At 42.5% G+C, this 18,540-nt stretch carries 19 protein-coding genes; 6 read left to right on the top strand and 13 right to left on the bottom strand.

Features of this window, described 5'->3' with window-relative positions:
• Positions 1–125: 125 nt before the first annotated feature.
• Complete coding sequence (nagE, locus tag OCU38_RS02985; RefSeq protein WP_152821549.1) at positions 126–1,592, bottom strand: N-acetylglucosamine-specific PTS transporter subunit IIBC; 1,467 nt, start codon at positions 1,590–1,592, stop codon at positions 126–128.
• 129 nt (positions 1,593–1,721) lie between these two features.
• Between nagE and OCU38_RS02980 the strand changes: the two genes are divergently transcribed.
• Positions 1,722–2,612, top strand: a complete 891-nt coding sequence (locus tag OCU38_RS02980) for a LysR substrate-binding domain-containing protein (protein WP_152821546.1) — start codon at positions 1,722–1,724, stop codon at positions 2,610–2,612.
• A gap of 67 nt (positions 2,613–2,679) precedes the next feature.
• Here OCU38_RS02980 and cspE read toward each other — a convergent pair whose 3' ends face one another.
• From cspE to dinB, 3 genes are all read right to left on the bottom strand, one after another.
• Positions 2,680–2,889: a transcription antiterminator/RNA stability regulator CspE gene (gene cspE / locus OCU38_RS02975; RefSeq protein WP_021714757.1), complete on the bottom strand. Its 210-nt coding sequence runs from the start codon at positions 2,887–2,889 to the stop codon at positions 2,680–2,682.
• 287 nt (positions 2,890–3,176) lie between these two features.
• Positions 3,177–3,950, bottom strand: a complete 774-nt coding sequence (locus tag OCU38_RS02970) for a YggN family protein (protein ID WP_261823694.1) — start codon at positions 3,948–3,950, stop codon at positions 3,177–3,179.
• Positions 3,951–3,998: 48 nt separating this feature from the next.
• Positions 3,999–5,066: a DNA polymerase IV gene (gene dinB, locus OCU38_RS02965; protein ID WP_261823693.1), complete on the bottom strand. Its 1,068-nt coding sequence runs from the start codon at positions 5,064–5,066 to the stop codon at positions 3,999–4,001.
• A gap of 173 nt (positions 5,067–5,239) precedes the next feature.
• Here dinB and OCU38_RS02960 point away from each other — a divergent pair, with 173 nt between their 5' ends.
• The gene (locus OCU38_RS02960; protein ID WP_261823692.1) at positions 5,240–6,490 is read left to right on the top strand and encodes a uracil-xanthine permease family protein; all 1,251 of its coding nucleotides are present in this window, start codon (positions 5,240–5,242) and stop codon (positions 6,488–6,490) included.
• A 113-nt stretch (positions 6,491–6,603) separates the two neighbouring features.
• Here OCU38_RS02960 and nqrM read toward each other — a convergent pair whose 3' ends face one another.
• The 9 genes from nqrM to OCU38_RS02915 all read right to left on the bottom strand — a co-directional run bounded on the left by nqrM (position 6,604) and on the right by OCU38_RS02915 (position 14,472).
• Positions 6,604–6,837, bottom strand: coding sequence for a (Na+)-NQR maturation NqrM (nqrM, locus tag OCU38_RS02955; RefSeq protein ID WP_261823691.1), 234 nt, complete (start codon positions 6,835–6,837; stop codon positions 6,604–6,606).
• A 9-nt stretch (positions 6,838–6,846) separates the two neighbouring features.
• Entirely contained in the window at positions 6,847–7,881 is a 1,035-nt protein-coding gene (locus tag OCU38_RS02950; protein ID WP_261823690.1) for an FAD:protein FMN transferase, read from the bottom strand.
• Positions 7,882–7,984: 103 nt separating this feature from the next.
• Entirely contained in the window at positions 7,985–9,211 is a 1,227-nt protein-coding gene (gene nqrF, locus OCU38_RS02945; protein WP_261823689.1) for an NADH:ubiquinone reductase (Na(+)-transporting) subunit F, read from the bottom strand.
• Positions 9,212–9,234: 23 nt separating this feature from the next.
• The gene (gene nqrE, locus OCU38_RS02940) at positions 9,235–9,831 is read right to left on the bottom strand and encodes an NADH:ubiquinone reductase (Na(+)-transporting) subunit E (RefSeq protein ID WP_021714738.1); all 597 of its coding nucleotides are present in this window, start codon (positions 9,829–9,831) and stop codon (positions 9,235–9,237) included.
• A 7-nt stretch (positions 9,832–9,838) separates the two neighbouring features.
• Complete coding sequence (locus OCU38_RS02935) at positions 9,839–10,471, bottom strand: NADH:ubiquinone reductase (Na(+)-transporting) subunit D (protein WP_023405156.1); 633 nt, start codon at positions 10,469–10,471, stop codon at positions 9,839–9,841.
• Positions 10,471–11,238, bottom strand: coding sequence for a Na(+)-translocating NADH-quinone reductase subunit C (locus OCU38_RS02930; protein WP_261823688.1), 768 nt, complete (start codon positions 11,236–11,238; stop codon positions 10,471–10,473). Before OCU38_RS02930 ends, OCU38_RS02935 begins: the two co-directional genes overlap by 1 nt.
• The gene (locus OCU38_RS02925) at positions 11,228–12,469 is read right to left on the bottom strand and encodes an NADH:ubiquinone reductase (Na(+)-transporting) subunit B (protein WP_261823687.1); all 1,242 of its coding nucleotides are present in this window, start codon (positions 12,467–12,469) and stop codon (positions 11,228–11,230) included. Before OCU38_RS02925 ends, OCU38_RS02930 begins: the two co-directional genes overlap by 11 nt.
• 3 nt (positions 12,470–12,472) lie before the next feature.
• Positions 12,473–13,813: a Na(+)-translocating NADH-quinone reductase subunit A gene (locus OCU38_RS02920; RefSeq protein WP_261823686.1), complete on the bottom strand. Its 1,341-nt coding sequence runs from the start codon at positions 13,811–13,813 to the stop codon at positions 12,473–12,475.
• A gap of 356 nt (positions 13,814–14,169) precedes the next feature.
• Positions 14,170–14,472, bottom strand: coding sequence for a BolA family protein (locus OCU38_RS02915; RefSeq protein WP_152821536.1), 303 nt, complete (start codon positions 14,470–14,472; stop codon positions 14,170–14,172).
• Positions 14,473–14,680: 208 nt separating this feature from the next.
• Here OCU38_RS02915 and OCU38_RS02910 point away from each other — a divergent pair, with 208 nt between their 5' ends.
• The 4 genes from OCU38_RS02910 (at position 14,681) to OCU38_RS02895 (ending at position 18,484) form a co-directional block, all read left to right on the top strand.
• Positions 14,681–15,817 carry a methyltransferase gene (locus OCU38_RS02910; protein ID WP_261823685.1) on the top strand — a complete coding sequence of 379 codons (1,137 nt, stop codon included), beginning with the start codon at positions 14,681–14,683 and terminating at the stop codon, positions 15,815–15,817.
• A gap of 89 nt (positions 15,818–15,906) precedes the next feature.
• Positions 15,907–16,482, top strand: coding sequence for a YajG family lipoprotein (locus OCU38_RS02905; RefSeq protein ID WP_152821531.1), 576 nt, complete (start codon positions 15,907–15,909; stop codon positions 16,480–16,482).
• Positions 16,479–17,024: a peptidylprolyl isomerase gene (locus OCU38_RS02900; RefSeq protein WP_152821529.1), complete on the top strand. Its 546-nt coding sequence runs from the start codon at positions 16,479–16,481 to the stop codon at positions 17,022–17,024. The genes OCU38_RS02905 and OCU38_RS02900 overlap by 4 nt, the downstream gene beginning before the upstream one ends.
• Positions 17,025–17,098: 74 nt before the next feature.
• Positions 17,099–18,484, top strand: a complete 1,386-nt coding sequence (locus tag OCU38_RS02895) for an AmpG family muropeptide MFS transporter (RefSeq protein ID WP_152821527.1) — start codon at positions 17,099–17,101, stop codon at positions 18,482–18,484.
• Positions 18,485–18,540 lie beyond the last annotated feature (56 nt).

The following is an 18,540-nucleotide window of genomic DNA, read 5'->3' as shown; positions in this document are numbered from 1 at the left end:
CATAATAATCAGCACATAAAAATTCAGTGCACAAAAATCCAGTGCATAAAAAAAGGTAGCGCCAAAAACGCTACCTTCCAATTTAGAACAGTTGTTAGTACTTATACCAATCGCAGCAATTGGCGTTATTTACTCAAGCACTTTTTAACACTGTCAGCAACTTTGTCGACTTTACCGATACCGATAATAACCTGTAAGCCACCTTTACCGATTTTAACAACGCCTGCCGCTCCAAGCTGTTTTAGTCGTTTTTCATCGGCTTTTCCTGAGTCAACCACTGTTAAACGTAAACGTGTAATACAGTTATCAACTTCTAGAATATTTTCCGCGCCGCCTACAGCATCAATGTAGTTCTGTGCTAGACCAAGATCGTCAGCTGGGGTTTGTTCTTCATCTGATTCTGAAAGATCTTCACCACGACCCGGAGTGCGTAGGTTGAACTTAAGAATGAAGAAACGGAAACCTGCATAGTAGATACCAAAGAAAGCAAGGCCTTGTACAATCAGCATGTACCATTTAACAGCAAGTGGGTTCTGACTTGATAGAACGAAATCCACTAAACCTGCTGAGAAACCAAAACCTGCCATCCAGTGCATTTCTGCTGCAATGAATAGAGAAATACCGGTTAACACTGCATGTAGCAAGTAAAGTAGCGGAGCCACAAACATGAAGCTAAATTCAAGTGGTTCAGTAATACCAGTGAAGAAAGAAGCCATCGCCGCCGCTAGCATAATAGAGAATACTGCTGCTTTGTTTTTAGATTCTGCACTGTGGTAAATCGCCAGAGCCGCACCAGGAAGACCAAACATCATGATTGGGAAGAAGCCCGCTTGATACATACCCGTTTGACCAATCACAGCCGTACCGTTAGCAATAGATTGTGCGCCACCTAGGAAGTTAGGGATGTCATTGATACCCACAACGTCAAACCAAAATACTGGGTATAGAGCATGGTGCATGCCAATAGTCAGTAAGATACGGTTGAAGAAACCAAATAAGCCAGCACCGACAGGGCCCATCGCTTGTAGCTTAGTACCGAAGATGATCAGTGCATCATAAATTACAGGCCATACGTAAAGTAGTACCGCAGCTAATACCATACCTGCAATCGAAGTCAGGATAGGAACTAGGCGTTTACCACTAAAGAAAGCCAATGCTTTTGGCAACTCGACGGTGGAATACTTGTTGTAAATTTCAGCTGAAATAATACCCACAATGATACCGACAAATTGGTTACCAATTTTGTTAAAGGCAGTAGGTACGTTTTCTTTAGTCACATGTAGAAGTTGAGCAACACTATCAGGAGAAAGCAGTGTTGTGACTACCATAAAACAGATAAATCCAGCCAGTGCTGCTGAACCATTTTTGTCGCGGCTTAAACCAAATGAAACACCGATAGCAAATAGCAGTGCCATGTTATCGATAATCGCGCCGCCAGATTTAATTAAGAAGGAAGCAAATACATTATCTGCGCCCCAACCCACAGGGTCGAGCCAATAACCGATACCCATTAAAATTGCAGCAGCTGGTAATGTAGCAACTGGAACCATCAGTGCCTTACCTACCTTCTGCATGTAACCTAATACATTCATACACCCTCTCAAAATGAATATTTAAAATTATTTGTGTCTAAAATCTTATTTAACAGCAAAAAAAAAGTCCCAACAAACGAATTAACTCATATAATGAATTAATAATTTTAATGCTAAAGGGGTTAGCCATTGAAGAATAAACCTTTTTTGCTTCGAAACCTGCATACTTTTGAGGTTGCATCACAACATCTAAGTTTTACCAAAGCAGGCGAAGAACTCAATTTAACCCAAGGCGCTGTCAGCCATAGAATACGAGGTCTGGAAGACGATCTCGGATTTAAGCTATTCATACGACTTCCTCGAAAACTTGAGTTAACTAAAGAAGGCAAACGCCTGAGGGAGACTTTAACAGAATCTCTATCCTCTATTTACAATGAAATAGAAGATATCACTTCAGATGAGTTAAAAGGCGAGATAGTGATTGCAACGACCCCAGCTTTTGCTAGTGGTTGGTTGATTCCGCGCCTAAAAAACTTCAAACAGAAGTATCCGGGCTTTAATTTGACCATTCGTATTGAGGAAGATCAGATCGATCTACGTCTCAACAATATTGATATCGCCATTTACTACGGTAAGCCCTCACTCAAAGATACTCATATTCACCCTTTGTTTGATGAAAGAATCGTGCCGGTTTGTACTCATGAATACGCCGTGAATCACGGTCTGTTTAAGCAAAATTATGAAGACTTATACAACATCAACTTTATCCATGCCCAAGAATCAAACGCATGGTCTCGCTGGTTAAAGCACTTTAATATTGATGTCGACCCGTATGAGAAAGCCTATACCTTTAGCCAAAGAGGGATGAATATCCAAGCGGCAAAACACTCTTTAGGTGTCGCTATTGGCAGGCTGAGCTTTGTGGCTAAGATGATTGAAGATGGGGAGTTAGTGGTACCGTTTCCAACGTTAAATAGCAATAATAAATACTATTTACTCTGCCCAGACGGCATGCAAAAGCATCAAAAAATCAATGCCGTATTGAGCTGGATAAAAGAAGAACGAGCCTCTCGTGACTAATCGTTAGGCAAGAAAAAAGCCCGCTGAAAACAGCGGGCTTTTAGAAACTTTTAATCTAAAGGTTTACTTAGATTACAGTAACGTTAGAAGCTTGAGGGCCTTTTTGACCTTGTTCAACTTCGAAAGATACTTTTTGGCCTTCAGCAAGAGTTTTGAAGCCGTCAGAAACGATTGCACGGAAGTGTACGAATACGTCAGCACCGCCGTTGTCTTGAGAAATGAAACCGAAACCTTTTTCTTCGTTAAACCATTTTACTGTACCAGTAGTCTTTGACATGTTATGTCCCTTAGTATTTTTTAAGATTGATTAAACGTCGCTTGTGCGACACGTTCGTAAGTCCTAGCCATTAAGTTAAGGGAAAAACAGAAAACACTACTTTACTTTTTACAATAAAATTTGAAACTTGCTTTTGCTTACTTTTGTCTAACAACTTTGCCTTACGAAGCGATTTATATGCTACAGCAGTTTGCGCCTTTGTAAACGTTTTTCTTATAAAATCGTTAGATATTTATTAAGCCAACAAAGTGAACTTTTGCAAGCTACTGACCCCATTCAACATTTGTTTAAATTTCAAACAATTGATAATTTTTCAATTGCGGAATACTTTCCACTAATGTCTTTTCGTCTTTGGCTAATTTGTCCATTGAGTCACAGTAATTCTGAGCCTTTTCAGTAATTTCTGGCGAATGTTCTTTTAGTTTTTTCTGAATTGACACTTTCAATTCGCCCAATTGTTTTTGCAATTCAGTAAAATTCACTCCATCTTCAGAAGCAAATTTTTCCTGTAAAACAACAAAGGCACTGGCAAAAAACTCGCTATTAAATACCCGTCGAGCATCAGCAAAATCTTTCTGCCAATTGTCGTGCATATTGCTAAATGCATTGGGCTTTAACACCCATTCACCGTCATGATAATAACGCTTCTCAAGTTTGGCATAGTAGTCAGAAATGGATGTGCGCACATTATTAAATGCATCGGTATTATTGAACTTAGCCGATACATCATCCAAAACTTCGTTGGCTAACGCCACACCAGACTGACCGACTTCTCTTATTTTTGGGATGCTTTCATTCAGTTGTTGACGGTAATGCTCTAGCAGTTGTTGCTGTTTCGCATTAAGTTCTACGGATTGACCATTAATGGATAAGCCTTTGTTTTGCTCAATAACGGCTTTATGCCCGTTCGCGTCAATTATCTGCACCGCTTGACCATCTAAATGAAGCTCATTGTGCAAGTCGACATTACAAGCCTGATAGCCCTCTATTGATTGGGCTTGAGACACAGAAGTCACTAACAGAGAACCCACTAACAAACCATAAGTAAGACGCTTAAACATTCAAAATTCCTTGTAACCTAATATGGGGATTACTGTAACGCCAATCAGTCAGTGATCCAATAGGCTTAATTGTTTTGCTGACTCTTCTGGCTGTAACATAACATTCAAGCCCAATAGTCGAATCTCTCGACCTTGTTGACGATGCAACACTTCTTCTAATAAAGGATAAAAAGCCGCTAAGCTCAACTCTGCTGAACCTGTTTCTATAGTGGTTACTTGAAAGTCAGCAAACTTAACCTTAATCCCTTGCTTAGTGATGCCTCGACTGCGCAGTGCTTCCACTTTATTAAATCGGCCTTCTATCTCAGGATATAAGCGACTCTCAATTACCTCCCAACACTGTGCTAGCGTCACTATATTTTGGGTAAAGGTGCGCTCAACACCAATAGACTTTCTTTCTCTTGAAACCTGAATGCTTCGGTTATCAATGCCATGACAGCGTTTCCAAAGCGACGCCCCTAACCTTCCATGCCGAATTAACAACTCTCTATAATCGGCCTTACAAACGTCTTCGCCTAGATACAATCCCGAACGATGCAGTTTTTGCAACGCCACCTTGCCCACACCTGGGATCTTTTGCAAAGGCATATTATTGATAAACTCTTGTACTTGCTTCGGCGCTATGACGTATTGCCCATTGGGCTTATTCATATCGGATGCCACTTTAGCCAAAAATTTTATTGGAGCAATTCCCGCCGAAGCGGTTAAGTTCAGCTCTCTTTCTATATCAGCACGAATCGCTTGGGCAATTAACGTGGCGGAACCATTACATAAAGGGCTATCAGTGACATCAAGGTAGGCTTCATCTAAAGACAAAGGCTCAATAATTTGCGTGTAACGTTGAAATATTTGCCTAATTTGTATCGAAACTTCTTTATAGACGTGCATTCGACCGGGCACCACTAACAAATGTGGGCACAGTTTTAGCGCTTGAGCAGTAGGCATAGCAGAATGCACACCAAAACGGCGCGCTTCATAGTTACAAGTGCTCAATACACCTCGCTGCCGCTCTTTGCCACCAACGGCTAGCGGACGCCCTCGATATTCAGGGAAGTCTCGCATTTCGACTGCAGCAAAGAAACAATCCATATCAATATGGATAATTTTTCGACACACACCACCACCCAAACACTGTTTAAATACACAGTTAATTTTAACGACAATAAGCGCTAACTACAAAAATATTTTCTTACTGAATCGAATTGATTAAATAAAAATTGATCTAGTGAATACCATAGCCGCAATCTAGATGATAAGATTCGTCGATTTCCAAAAATGGAGAAAAAATCATGGCTTCTATCTTGCAGGGTATGCAAATGCTGTTCGTAGCGTTTGGTGCTCTTGTTCTAGTACCGTTACTGACGGGACTGGACGCCAACGTGGCACTATTTGGTGCCGGTGTTGGTACACTACTCTTTCAACTGGTCACCAAGCGTTCGGTACCAATCTTTTTAGCTTCTTCTTTTGCTTTTATTGCACCAATCTTATACGGCGTTCAAACTTGGGGTGTTCCTGCAACAATGGGCGGCCTAATGGCAGCTGGTTTTGTATACATCATTTTAAGCGCTATTATCCGTGTTCGTGGCATTGCTATTATTCATAAGCTTCTTCCTCCTGTGGTTGTAGGGCCTGTGATTATGGTAATTGGTCTGGGTCTTGCCCCTGTTGCTGTGAATATGGCACTAGGTAAAACCAGTGATGGTTCTATGCAGTTGGTCGACGGTCAAATTGCCATTTGGATTTCATTAGCGTCTCTGTTTACCACTATTATTATCAGTGTTTACGCAAAAGGCTTTTTGAAGCTGCTGCCTATTTTTGGTGGTATTGCAGTCGGTTATATCTTGAGCTTGTTTGCGGGTATTGTCGATTTCACGCCAGTTGCGACCGCTTCTTGGTTTGCGATTCCAAACTTCACTGCGCCAGAGTTTAATATCAACGCAATTTTGTTCATGCTTCCTGTAGCGATTGCTCCTGCGGTAGAACACGTTGGTGATATGTTAGCTATTTCAAACGTAACGGGTAAAGATTACCTGAAAAAGCCGGGTCTACACCGCACTATGGCGGGTGACGGACTGGCAACTATGGCAGCAAGTATGATGGGCGCTCCACCAAACACCACTTATAGTGAAGTGACCGGTGCGGTAATGTTGACTAAATCATACAACCCTAAAATCATGACCTATGCGGCACTGACCGCGATTGTTCTTGCTCTAGTCGGTAAATTAGGTGGCGTTCTACAAACCATTCCAACACCAGTAATGGGCGGCATCATGATGTTGCTATTTGGTTCAATTGCGACTGTGGGTCTAAATACTCTTATCCAAAACCGCGTTGATCTACACAACTCTCGCAACCTAGTAATTGTGGGTGTGACTTTAGTGTTTGGTATCGGTGGTATGGCATTTGGTATTGGCGAGTTCAGCCTGCAAGGTATTAGCCTTTGCGGTATCGTAGCTATCATCCTAAACCTTGTTTTACCAAAGCAATTGGGTGAAACTACTATCGTTGATAATGCACAAATCGAAGATAAGCCTGAGTAATATTCAGCGTCATCATTCTTTGTGATACAAAAATGCCAAGCGTAAGCTTGGCATTTTATATGGATACTGCCTGATAACATCAATTGCAGTACAAGGTATTCCGTTCAAAAAAGTTAAGCGATTCGGTCTTTTTCCCAAGCTGCTACTTTCTCAGCACGTTGTGCCTCTTTCGCTTCGCGACGTTTACGTGCATCACAAGGTTCAGGGCAACTGCACACTTTATCAATGCCCATTGCATCCAAGCCACCACAGCTTCCTTTTACTACTTTCTTTTGGATAATGTAGCCTACGGACATCAACACGATGAAGCCAAGGAAAATACCAAAAGTCACTAAGAACGTTGTCATAGCTCGACCTTACTTATTTAAATACTGAGCAAAGGCGTCAGAATACACCTCTTTAAATCCATCTTCGGTTTTTATAATCATAAACACCGCCAAATCATTTTGATTGGCTACCCGAAGACCTTCTTTCTCTCCTAGCACCATCAAGCCCGTCGCTAGACCATCGGCTGTCATGCAAGAAGGATGAATTGCTGTTACAGAGACTACCTTGTGTGCAATCGGTTTTCCAGTTTTTGGATTGATGATGTGTGAGTAACGAATACCATCACGCTCAAAATAATTGCGGTAATCTCCCGATGTCGCCATCGCCATATTGCCCGGTTGAATAATCAGTTCAACTTCTCTGGCATCTACGGTCGGTTTTTCAATCGCGATTCGCCAAGGGATCCCTTGATTGTTCTGTCCTTTCGATCTTAACTCACCGCCCACTTCAACAAGGTAACGCTGAATGCCAAGTGATTCGAGATAGTTCGCTACCACATCCACGCCCCACCCCTTAGCAATCGTAGAAAGATCAACGTACAGATCCGGTAAGTCTTTTGCTAAGCCTTGGTCAGTTAAAGAAAGGTGTTCAATACCTATCATTTTACGACGCGCTGCTAATTCTTCATCGGTTGGCACGGTATCTGGGCGAGCTTCTGGGCCAAATCCCCAAAGATTCACCAAAGGACCAACGGTAACGTCAAGCGCACCTTCAGTGAGTTTATTTAAACGAATTGATTCACGCACCACGGTTTCCATATCTTTAGATAATGGGAAAGGCTGCGCTTTTTTATATTGGTTAAATTGGCTTAATTCAGATTTAGGGCGATAGGTCGACATTTGGTCGTTGACCTTCTCTAGCAGTTCATCAATTTTGCTCTGCATCGCTTCTGAATCAGCCACTTTACTATCAGCGATATATTTAATGTGATAGGTCGTACCCATCGTTTTACCCGCCAATGCAACTTGCTCTGGCGCTTGCTCACAGCCACTTAGTACCACTACTGAAACCAGTATTGCTGTTAGCCATTTTGAACCTTGAATAAGATGATTTACAAACTTCATCTTGTTTTCCTTATACCAATACAGGGCAAGCCTACTATCGCGATAGACGATAAAACAAAATGGCTGACTCAAAGAGCCAGCCATTGTTTTATCCGATTACGGCTTAGCCACCGAAGTCATCAAGTAGGATGTTTTCATCCTCTACACCTAGGTCTTTTAGCATGCCGATTACAGCTGCGTTCATCATAGGTGGACCACACATGTAGTACTCACAATCTTCTGGAGCTTCGTGATCCTTCAGATAGTTTTCGTACAATACGTTATGTATGAAGCCGGTGTAACCATCCCAGTTATCCTCTGGAAGAGGATCAGATAGCGCACAATGCCATACAAAGTTGTCATTTTCTGCGGCTAGTTTGTCGAAATCTTCAATGTAGAACATTTCACGTTTCGAACGAGCACCATACCAGAACGTCATCTTACGCTTAGATTGCAAGCGCAGTAGCTGATCAAAGATATGAGAGCGCATTGGAGCCATACCAGCACCACCACCAACAAACACCATTTCGTTGTCAGTATCTTTAGCGAAGAACTCACCAAATGGACCTGAAATAGTACACTTATCGCCTGCTTTTAGAGACCAAATGTACGAAGACATGATGCCCGGTGGTACGTCAGGGTTATTAGGCGGCGGCGTAGCAATACGCACGTTCAGCTTAATAATACCCTTCTCTTCTGGGTAAGAAGCCATTGAGTATGCACGGATAGACTCTTCTTTTACGATAGATTCATAACGGAATAGATTGAATTTATCCCAATCTTCACGGTACTCATCTGGAATATCAAAGTCAGCATATTTAATGTGATGAGGTTCAGCTTCAATCTGAATGTAACCACCCGCACGGAACGGTACTTCTTCACCATCAGGAATTTGCAGTACAAGCTCTTTGATGAAGGTCGCTTCGTTGTCATTAGAAAGAACAGTACATTCCCACTTTTTAACACCGAAGATCTCTTCAGGAAGCTCGATTTCCATATCGGTTTTCACAGCAACCTGACAGGCTAAACGCTCACCTTCACGTGCTTCACCTTTACTAATATGGTCAAGCTCGGTTGGCAAGATATCACCACCACCCGCTTTCACTTTAACGCGACACTGACCACAAGAGCCACCGCCACCACAAGCAGACGATACAAAGATACCGTTGCCCGCAAGAGCACCTAGCAGTTTGTCACCCGGAGATACGGTAAAACCTTTCTCTGGATCACCATTAACTAAAATATTGACGTCACCCGTTGGTACCAGCTTAGATTTAGCGAATAAAATCACTAGCACTAACACCAATACAATCAGAGTAAACATCACAACGCCAAGAACGATCGTATTCATTGACTAATCCTTATAATTTACTCTTACAGTTGAACACCGGAGAAAGACATAAAGCCCAACGCCATTAGGCCTACAGTGATGAACGTAATACCAAGGCCGCGTAGACCTGGAGGTACATCAGAGTACTTCATCTTTTCACGTAAACCTGCAAGAGCAACGATTGCTAGCATCCAACCTACGCCAGAACCAAAGCCATACACGACCGATTCAGCAAAGTTGTAGTCACGCTGTACCATGAAAGATACGCCACCGAAGATTGCACAGTTCACCGTAATCAGCGGTAGGAAAATACCTAGCGCGTTGTACAAAGGTGGGAAGAAGCGGTCTAACACCATTTCCAAAATCTGTACTAGAGCTGCAATAACACCGATGAAGGTGATGAAGTTAAGGAAACTTAAATCCACACCCGAGACTAACGCATTCTCTTTCAACACTAGGTTGTACAGTAAGTTGTTCACAGGAACAGCGATGGTTAATACCACCACTACTGCAACACCAAGACCGAAAGAGGTTTTCACCTTCTTAGATACAGCAAGGAATGTACACATGCCCAAGAAGAAGGATAATGCTAGGTTTTCGATGAAAATCGATTTAACCAGCAAGCTAATATAATGTTCCATCGTGCTACTACTCCTTCGCTTCTATTTGTTCAGGCTTGAAGATACGAATCACCCAAATCATGAAGCCAATCAAGAAGAATGCAGACGGTGCAAGCAAGAACATACCGTTAGGCTGATACCAACCACCGTCAGACACTAGAGGAAGTACTTCCATACCAAACAATTTGCCAGAACCAATCAGTTCACGGAAAAATGCCACAGTAATCAGTACGAAACCATAACCTAAACCATTACCGATACCATCAAGTAGCGATGGGATTGGCGCAGACTTCATTGCGTATGCTTCCGCACGACCCATTACGATACAGTTAGTAATGATCAAGCCAACAAATACCGATAGCTGTTTCGAGATATCGTAAAGGTAAGCTTTTAAGATTTGGTCTACCACGATTACCAATGAAGCGATAATCGCCATCTGTACGATGATACGCACGCTGTTTGGAATGTGGTTACGAATAACAGACACGAAGAAGTTAGACAAAGCGGTTACAAAGATTACCGCCAGCGTCATAACAAATGCTGTTTCAAGCTTAGTGGTTACCGCTAGTGCAGAACACACACCAAGAACCTGCAAAGCAATTGGGTTGTTATCTAAAACAGGAGCCCAAAGGTTTTGCTTCATTTCTTTAGACATAGCCATTAGTTCAGCTCTCCTTCGCGTACTTTAGCAAGGAATGGTCCGAAGCCCATATCGCCTAACCAGAAATCGAAAGTATGTTGTACGCCGTTACCCGTCAAAGTTGCACCCGAAAGGCCATCAACACCGTGAATATCATCTGGTGCCGCGCCACCCTTAACAATCTTTAATGCTGGCTTAAAGTTGTCATCAAATAGCTGTTTGCCTTCGAATTGACCTACCCAGTTCGGATTTTCTACTTCACCACCAAGCCCAGGAGTTTCACCTTGCTCGTAGTAAGTAATGCCCGACACTGTGTTGCCATCCATTTCAACCGCAACAAAAGCGTACATCATTGACCAAAGGCCCGTGCCGTGAATAGGGATAATGACCTTTGAATAGTGGTCACCCTCTTTAACTAGGTACACAGTACCGACGTTTGCACGACGAATGATTTTAGCTGTGTCGTCCGCAGGGTCTAAACGAATAGACTGAGCGGGATCTTTTGCAGCTGCTCGTTGATCGTATGCCGCAGCATCACCTTCAACAAAATCACCGGTTTTAAGGTCAACTAAACGAGGTTCAATGTAATTGCCAAATAACTCTTGGACTGAACCTTGCTCAGAGATCTTTGCGACTTCTACGATTTTCGTTTGCTTATCTAGTACCGCATTGGCTTGTTGCTTATCACGTAACCCAACTGCTGCTGTCGAAACGACAATAGAACAAATCAGGCTTAAACCAATAACGACACCTAGCGTCTTTTTAATGCTATCGTTTTTATTTGCCATAGCGTGCTAGTCTCCGCTTAATGTTCTTCTCGATAACAACGTGGTCGAATAGTGGCGCGAATAGGTTCGCAAATAGAATGGCCAACATCATACCCTCTGGGTATGCCGGGTTAACTACTCGAATCAACACACACATCAAACCAATTAAAATACCGTACCACCACTTACCTTTATTGGTAAAAGAGGCAGAGACAGGATCGGTTGCCATGAAGAACATACCAAATGCAAAGCCACCCAAAACTAGGTGCCAGTGCCACGGCATACTAAACATCGCATTGGAATCAGAACCAATAAGGTTGAATAGGGTCGCGGTTGCGATCATACCAATCATTACACCCGCGATAATGCGCCAAGATGCAATTCCCATGTAAACAATCATCAGCGCGCCTAGCATCAAGAATAAGGTCGAAACCTCACCGATAGAACCAGGGATATTACCGATAAACGCGTCCATCCAAGTAATGGATTGACCTGTTACATTGTTGATTAGGTTAGAGTTACCACCTTGTGCCCACTGGCTTAGTGCTGTAGCGCCAGAGAAACCATCGGCTGCAGTCCAAACTAAATCACCTGAGATTTGTGCAGGATATGCAAAGAACAAAAATGCACGACCGGCTAACGCAGGGTTTAAGAAGTTGCGACCAGTACCACCAAAAATCTCTTTTGCAACAACCACACCAAAGGTAATACCTAGTGCGGCTTGCCATAGAGGCAATGTCGGCGGAACAATCAAGGCAAACAAAATAGAAGTAACGAAAAAGCCTTCGTTGACCTCATGTTTACGCACGATACAGAACAAGACTTCCCAGAAACCACCCACTAGGAATACTGTGGCATAGATAGGCAAGAAGTAGGTTGCACCCAGCAACATCTTACTGCCCCACCCGGCATCGGCACTGATAGTGCCACCCAGCATTTCAGTTAACCAGTAGTGCCAGTTACCTGAAACTAAAGTCGCTAAATCAGCACCAGAGTGCAAGAAAGTTAACGCTGTGATTGCCTGGTTACCGGTATTGTACATACCCCAGAACATGGCAGGGAAAACCGCAAACCACACCATGATCATGATGCGTTTAAGATCAACGCTATCACGCACATGCGATTTGGTTTTGGTTATTGTACCCGGAGTATAAAAAAGCGTTGCTGTCGCTTCATATAGGGGATACCACTTTTCGAATTTGCCATTGGCTTCGAAATGCGGTTCGATATCCTCAATAAATTTCTTCAACATGACTTAACCTTCCTTCTCGATAGTGTCTAGACACTCACGAAGTAATTCACCAAACTCATATTTGCCAGAACAAACATAAGTACAAAGGGCGATATCTTCTTCGGATAGCTCTAACACACCTAAGCGTTGCGCACTGTCTACATCTCCAGCACACAAATCGCGCAGAAGCAGCGTAGGCTCAATATCCAATGGCATTACTTTTTCGTAACTGCCGATTGGAACCATCGCACGCTCACCGCCATTTAGCGATGTAGTTAAGTTGTATAATTGACCTTTAAATAAATGGCCGAGGAATGAACGAGTCACTGAGAATTTATTTTTACCAGGCATAGCCCAGCCAAAGAATTCTTTGTCTCTTCCTTCACGCAATGCAGAAATTTGCATGTGATAACGACCAAGGAAAGCATGAGGACCCGCTGCGTTTGTGCCCCAAAGAACAGAACCAGAGATAATACGAACTTCTCCAGGCATTAATTCTTTGTCGACTAATTCGGGAAGGTATGCACCTAATGTAGTGCGAACCAAACGAGGGTTGCTCACTACAGGGCCACCAAGAGCAACAACACGATCTGTATAGATTTCACCCGTTAAAAATAACTTACCGAAAGCAATAACATCTTGGTAGTTGATACTCCAAGCGACATGCTGTTCGTTGACGGGATACAAGAAGTGCATGTGAGTGCCCACTAGACCCGCAGGGTGTGGACCTGAGAATACGTGCTCCTCAACATTACTTTGCTCTGAACGAGGAAGAGAACCACCACTTTTACACACATAAACCTTGCCATTAGTCAGCACAGAGAGAAGGTCTAAACCTGCTACAAATGCTTCATCCTGCTCGTTAATAATAACGTCAGGATTTCCTGCTAATGGGTTAGTATCTATTGCCGTAACAAAGATGGCATCAGTCGAAGAATCGACTGCAGGAACCTTACTGAACGGACGAGTTCTTAAAGCGGCCCATGAACCAGAATCAACCAGTTGCTTGCGAATTACATCCGCATCTAACTTAGCCAGTTCTTGTTGCTCATATTTATCAAAGGTGATTTGCTCGTTACCAGCTATTTCAATAACAACTGATTGCAAAACACGCTTTGCACCACGGTTTACCTGAGTAACCGTTCCGCTTTGAGGTGCAGTAAAAACCACGCCAGGATTCTTCTTGTCAGCAAAAAGAACCTGTCCCTTCTTTACTACATCCCCTTCGCGAACATGCATTGTTGGTCGCATGCCCACGTACTCTTCGCCCAGCAAGGCGACTTTTGAAACGGGATTCCCGTCATTAATCACCTGGGTAGGAGCACCTGATATAGGCAGGTCCAAACCCTTTTTAATTGTAATCATACGCACTTGCACTATTTTAAGGAAAAAAGACTTTCATAACAAAAGTGTACTTAATACACTCTCATTTATAACAGATAGGTCAGTTTTTCTAACATATCCTTGTTAACTACCAAATAAACCCTTGATAGGGTTCCTTCAGGGCTCGCAATTCTAACATTAACACTTGTCTACATGCCACGCTGAGCCGTGATGATTAGCAAGAAATTACAAATTTCTTGCTATAAGCATCATGAAAATTGATCTAAAACACGGCAGTAACATTAATTTTATGAATTAAAGGCTACTTTGTGAACGATCGGTGAAATGTAACAATTGTTACTGTTTTTTAGTGAGCTTTAAGATAGAGCATTGCCCCTTTAATGGCCTCCTCCCATACAATCTGGGGAGCTAGGGAATGCTTGTTGCTTCCATTCTTCTTTTGTCAGTGTATGCATTGAAAGTGCATGTAACCCTTCACCAAACTCATCGGTTAGGGCTTCATTCACTAGACGATGGCGGGCAACTAATCTTAGACCCGCAAATTTATCACTGACAATAACGACCTTAAAATGACTTTCAGAACCTTCCGGTACATTATGTTTGTAGCTCTCGTTGATAACTTGTAAGTGATACGGAGAGAAGTAAAAATCCAATTTTTTCTCAATTTTCTGCTGTCGCATGCTATCTCTCTATGTTGATACGTTTATGAATATAGATACTAAACGTATAGTGCTTTTATCATCCTGTACAATTTACTACGAAAAACAAACCTAATTAAACTAGAACACTCCCTCTATTCTAAAACAGAACAATAAGTTAATTCGCAAAAATAGCGCTAATTTGCGACAATAGACCAAGTTTAGGATCACTTTTTTAACATTAATAATCATGAAAACAGAGCTCGTACTGCGCGACCAACTATTTACTCTTCACAGGTACCCCAAAAGGGCTAGTGAAACACTGCAAGCTTGGGATGCAGGAGATGAATATGTCATTAACCATTTTATTGAAACGCCCCTACCATTAGGCTCTAAAGTTTTAATTTTAAATGACAATTTTGGTGCTTTAAGCTGCTGGTTTTCTCGTGAGCATCAGGTATACCTGCAAACCGACTCACTTATCAGTCAAAAAGGTGCGCAGCAAAATCTGGCGCTAAACCAATGCAATGCTATTACTTTGTTACGCTCAACAGAGGAAATACCTAGTGATATTGACGCTGTCATCATGCAATTGCCTAAAAGTAATCGATTTCTTACATGGCAACTGCATCAACTTAAAACGTGCTTAAACGTTGATACTCCTGTGGTAGCGGTCAATAAAGCTAATGCCATTCATACCTCAACGCTAAAGTTATTTGAAAAACACCTTGGGGAAACCCGTACTTCTCTGGCATGGAAAAAGCATCGCTTGGTCTTTAGTCAAGTGGGCCATCAAGCAACGCCGGCAGTGGACGAAAAAACCACCTGGGATGTACCTGAGCATAAGATGCAGCTAAACAACTTAGCCAATGTCTATTCAGGAGAAAGCTTAGATTTGGGGGCACGCTTTATACTTGAACACCTTCCGCAAGGTTCAAAGCATAAGAACATTATCGACTTAGGCTGCGGGAATGGCGTGTTATCAATCAAATTAGGTCGAAACAACCCTCTTTCTACCATTACCAGTGTTGATGAAAGTTTCATGGCGGTGGAATCGGCGCGAATGAACGTCACCGCCAATGTAGAGCATCCAGAACGCTACACCTTTATTGCCAATAATTGTCTCGATGACTTTAAAAAGGACAGCTACGATCTGGTGGTGTGTAACCCACCCTTCCACCAACAAAACACCGTAACGGATCACATTGCATGGCAAATGTTTTGTGATGCGCATAATGTCCTAGAACCTGCTGGAGAATTATTGGTTGTAGGTAATGGTCACTTAGGTTATTTGGCTAAACTGACACGCTTATTTGGCAAAGGACGAGTCAGCGTGGTAGCCAGCAATAAGAAGTTTGTGATTCTTTCGGCAAAGAAAGCCTCTTGAAAATCAATCAACTAACGTTATAACTCCGAGGCTTATGCTACCCTCGGTGAAGTACTTTATTTTTCACTATGTTATTAAGGGAACTATCAATGAAACATTTGCTGATTATTGCTTTTTCAGCCCTTATATTGAGCGGTTGTGCTAGCCCAACTGACCAACAACTGAATTTCACCCCGCAAGCTGATAGCAGTCAAGTGACTATCAACGAACCAAAAACGTTAAGCCTGAGCACGACTGACGTGCGCACAGCTCAATACTTAGCATTAGTAACAAAAGACCATGATAAGGCGATGCCTATTCATGCTAAACAAAATGCAAGAATCGCGTTAAACAATGCCATGCAGTCTATTTTACAGTCGCAGGGCTTTGTGATTGCCAACAATAGTGACAACAGCGTACAAGTTGAACTGCAAGAAGCTTTGGTTCGCGTAAAATCGTCTACTTTTAGTAACCAAATGGATGCCAAAGTCACCTTAAAAGTGACCGCAGAAACCCCAACAGGAAAATTTGTTAAAACCTATTCTGGCAGTGCCAAAGGTGATAACTCAATGGGCGCTTCTAACGAACAAATCGAACATATGCTTAATCACGTATCTAAGCTAGTGTTAAATGACATTGCCAACGATGTTGAACTTATCAATTACATGCAGGAGAAATTTCAATGAGCCGATTACTACTTGTAATCTGTGCGCTATTTAGTGCGTCAGTATTTGCCAATACCAAGGTGGTATTTGAAACAACCTTAGGTCACTTCACTATTCAGCTCAATGAAGAAAAAGCCCCTCTAAGTAGCGCTAACTTCCTTCGTTATGTAAAAGATGGCAGCTATGAAGGCACTATTTTCCATCGCGTTATTCCTGGCTTTATGGCTCAAGGTGGTGGTTTTGATGAGAATATGACTCAAATTAAAACCTACGGCCCTATCAAAAACGAAGCTAGCAATGGTCTAAAAAATAAAACCGCTAGTGTAGCAATGGCTCGCACCAACAACCCTGACTCAGCAACCCGTCAGTTTTTCATTAACTACTCTGACAATGAATTTTTAAACTACTCATCATCTAACCCAGGTTATGCGGTATTTGGTCAAGTGGTTGAAGGCTTCGATGTTGTGAAAAAAATGGCGAGTCTGCCAACCAAAAGCAATGGTTTCATGAAAGATATCCCAGCAACGCCTATCGTTGTCACTAAAGTGACAATTCAAAAATAAATCCCCTATATAGTTATCCTAAGGTGAACGCAGAGCGAGTGGCTCTGCGTTACGTATGAGTAAAAGGAAAGAAAATGACGGATAAGATGTCTTGGGGTGAGACCTTTAAAAGTTACCTTGATAAGCGCTTGCTTTGGGTGTTTATGTTGGGTTGCTCAAGTGGTTTCCCTTGGGTGCTGATTGGCTCTAATATGTCAGGATGGCTAAAGGATGCAGGACTCAGTCGCGCCGCTATTGGCTATTTTGGCTCAGTGTTTGTGGTGTATGCCATTAACTTTATGTGGGCCCCTTTGGTTGATAGGGTAAAACTGCCTATTTTGCATCGCCTATTAGGTCAGCGCCGCTCTTGGATCTTCTTATGCCAAGCCATTATGTTGGTTTGTACACTGGCTATTTCTGGGGTCGATCCCGCTAAAAGCCTGATGTTTACCTCAATGCTCGCCTTAGGTATCGCGATTGCATCCTCCACTCAAGATGTGGCAATTGATGCCTACCGTATTGATAGCTTTTCTAAAAGTGAAGCCTCAAAACTGCCTCAAGCATCGGCAATGGCCGTTGTTGGATGGTGGACAGGTTATTCTCTTCCTGGTTACTTAGCGTTCGTCAATGCCGACAGCATAGGATGGAACGGCGTCTATTTGGGAATGACTGCAATTGTGGCACTGCTGATGGTGTTCACTCTGTTTACCAAAGAGCCAAAAACCGCTCGTAGCCAACTGCAATCGGAAGCAGAACAACGCCACAGCAAAGTGGTAGGTTCGCCAGTTGTGGCATGGTTTAGTGTGACCTTGATTGAACCTTTTGCTGATTTTTTCCGACGCAATGGCGTTCGAGTTGCGATCACCTTATTGCTGTTTGTCTTTCTATTTAAAATTGGTGAAGCCTTCCTTGGTCGTATGTCGATCCCTTTCTATAAAGAAATTGGCTTTAGTAACGAACAAATTGGCGACTATTCCAAACTGATTGGTTGGGGAGCAACCATACTGTTCACCTTTATTGGCAGTATGTTTAACGTTAAGTTTGGCATTGTAAAAGGCTTAATGATTGGCGGTGTGGCTATGGCATCGAGCAACCTAATGTTTGCTTGGATTGCTCAATCAGGCCCAAATGAAACGCTATTTTTGGCCACTATCATTGTCGATAACTTTACCACCGCATTCTCAACGGTAGCCTTTGTGTCATTTTTGACCGTGCTGACTGGACAAGCATTCTCAGCAACCCAATATGCCTTGCTTGCCTCACTCGGTAACTTAGGTAGAACCACCTTAGCCTCTTTCAGTGGTGAACTGGTTGATTACTTAAATGATTGGTCGATGTTCTTTATCATCACCGCGGCCATGGTGATTCCAAGCTTAATTATGCTTTATTCGCTGCGAGGCTATTTTAATAAGGTATTAGAAAAGGCTCACCAGCGGGGTTTAGATGATGAGCAGCAATATAATGACTCTCAAAACCAGTAATTTGGTTTAAATAAAACGCTTACATAGCAACAGGCCACACGATCGTTAGATGTGTG

Origin of the sequence: Vibrio neonatus (assembly GCF_024346975.1) — a bacterium.
GTDB lineage: Bacteria > Pseudomonadota > Gammaproteobacteria > Enterobacterales > Vibrionaceae > Vibrio > Vibrio neonatus.
Note: the sequence above shows the minus strand (reverse complement) of the source record. Positions and strands in the feature narration are given on the sequence as shown.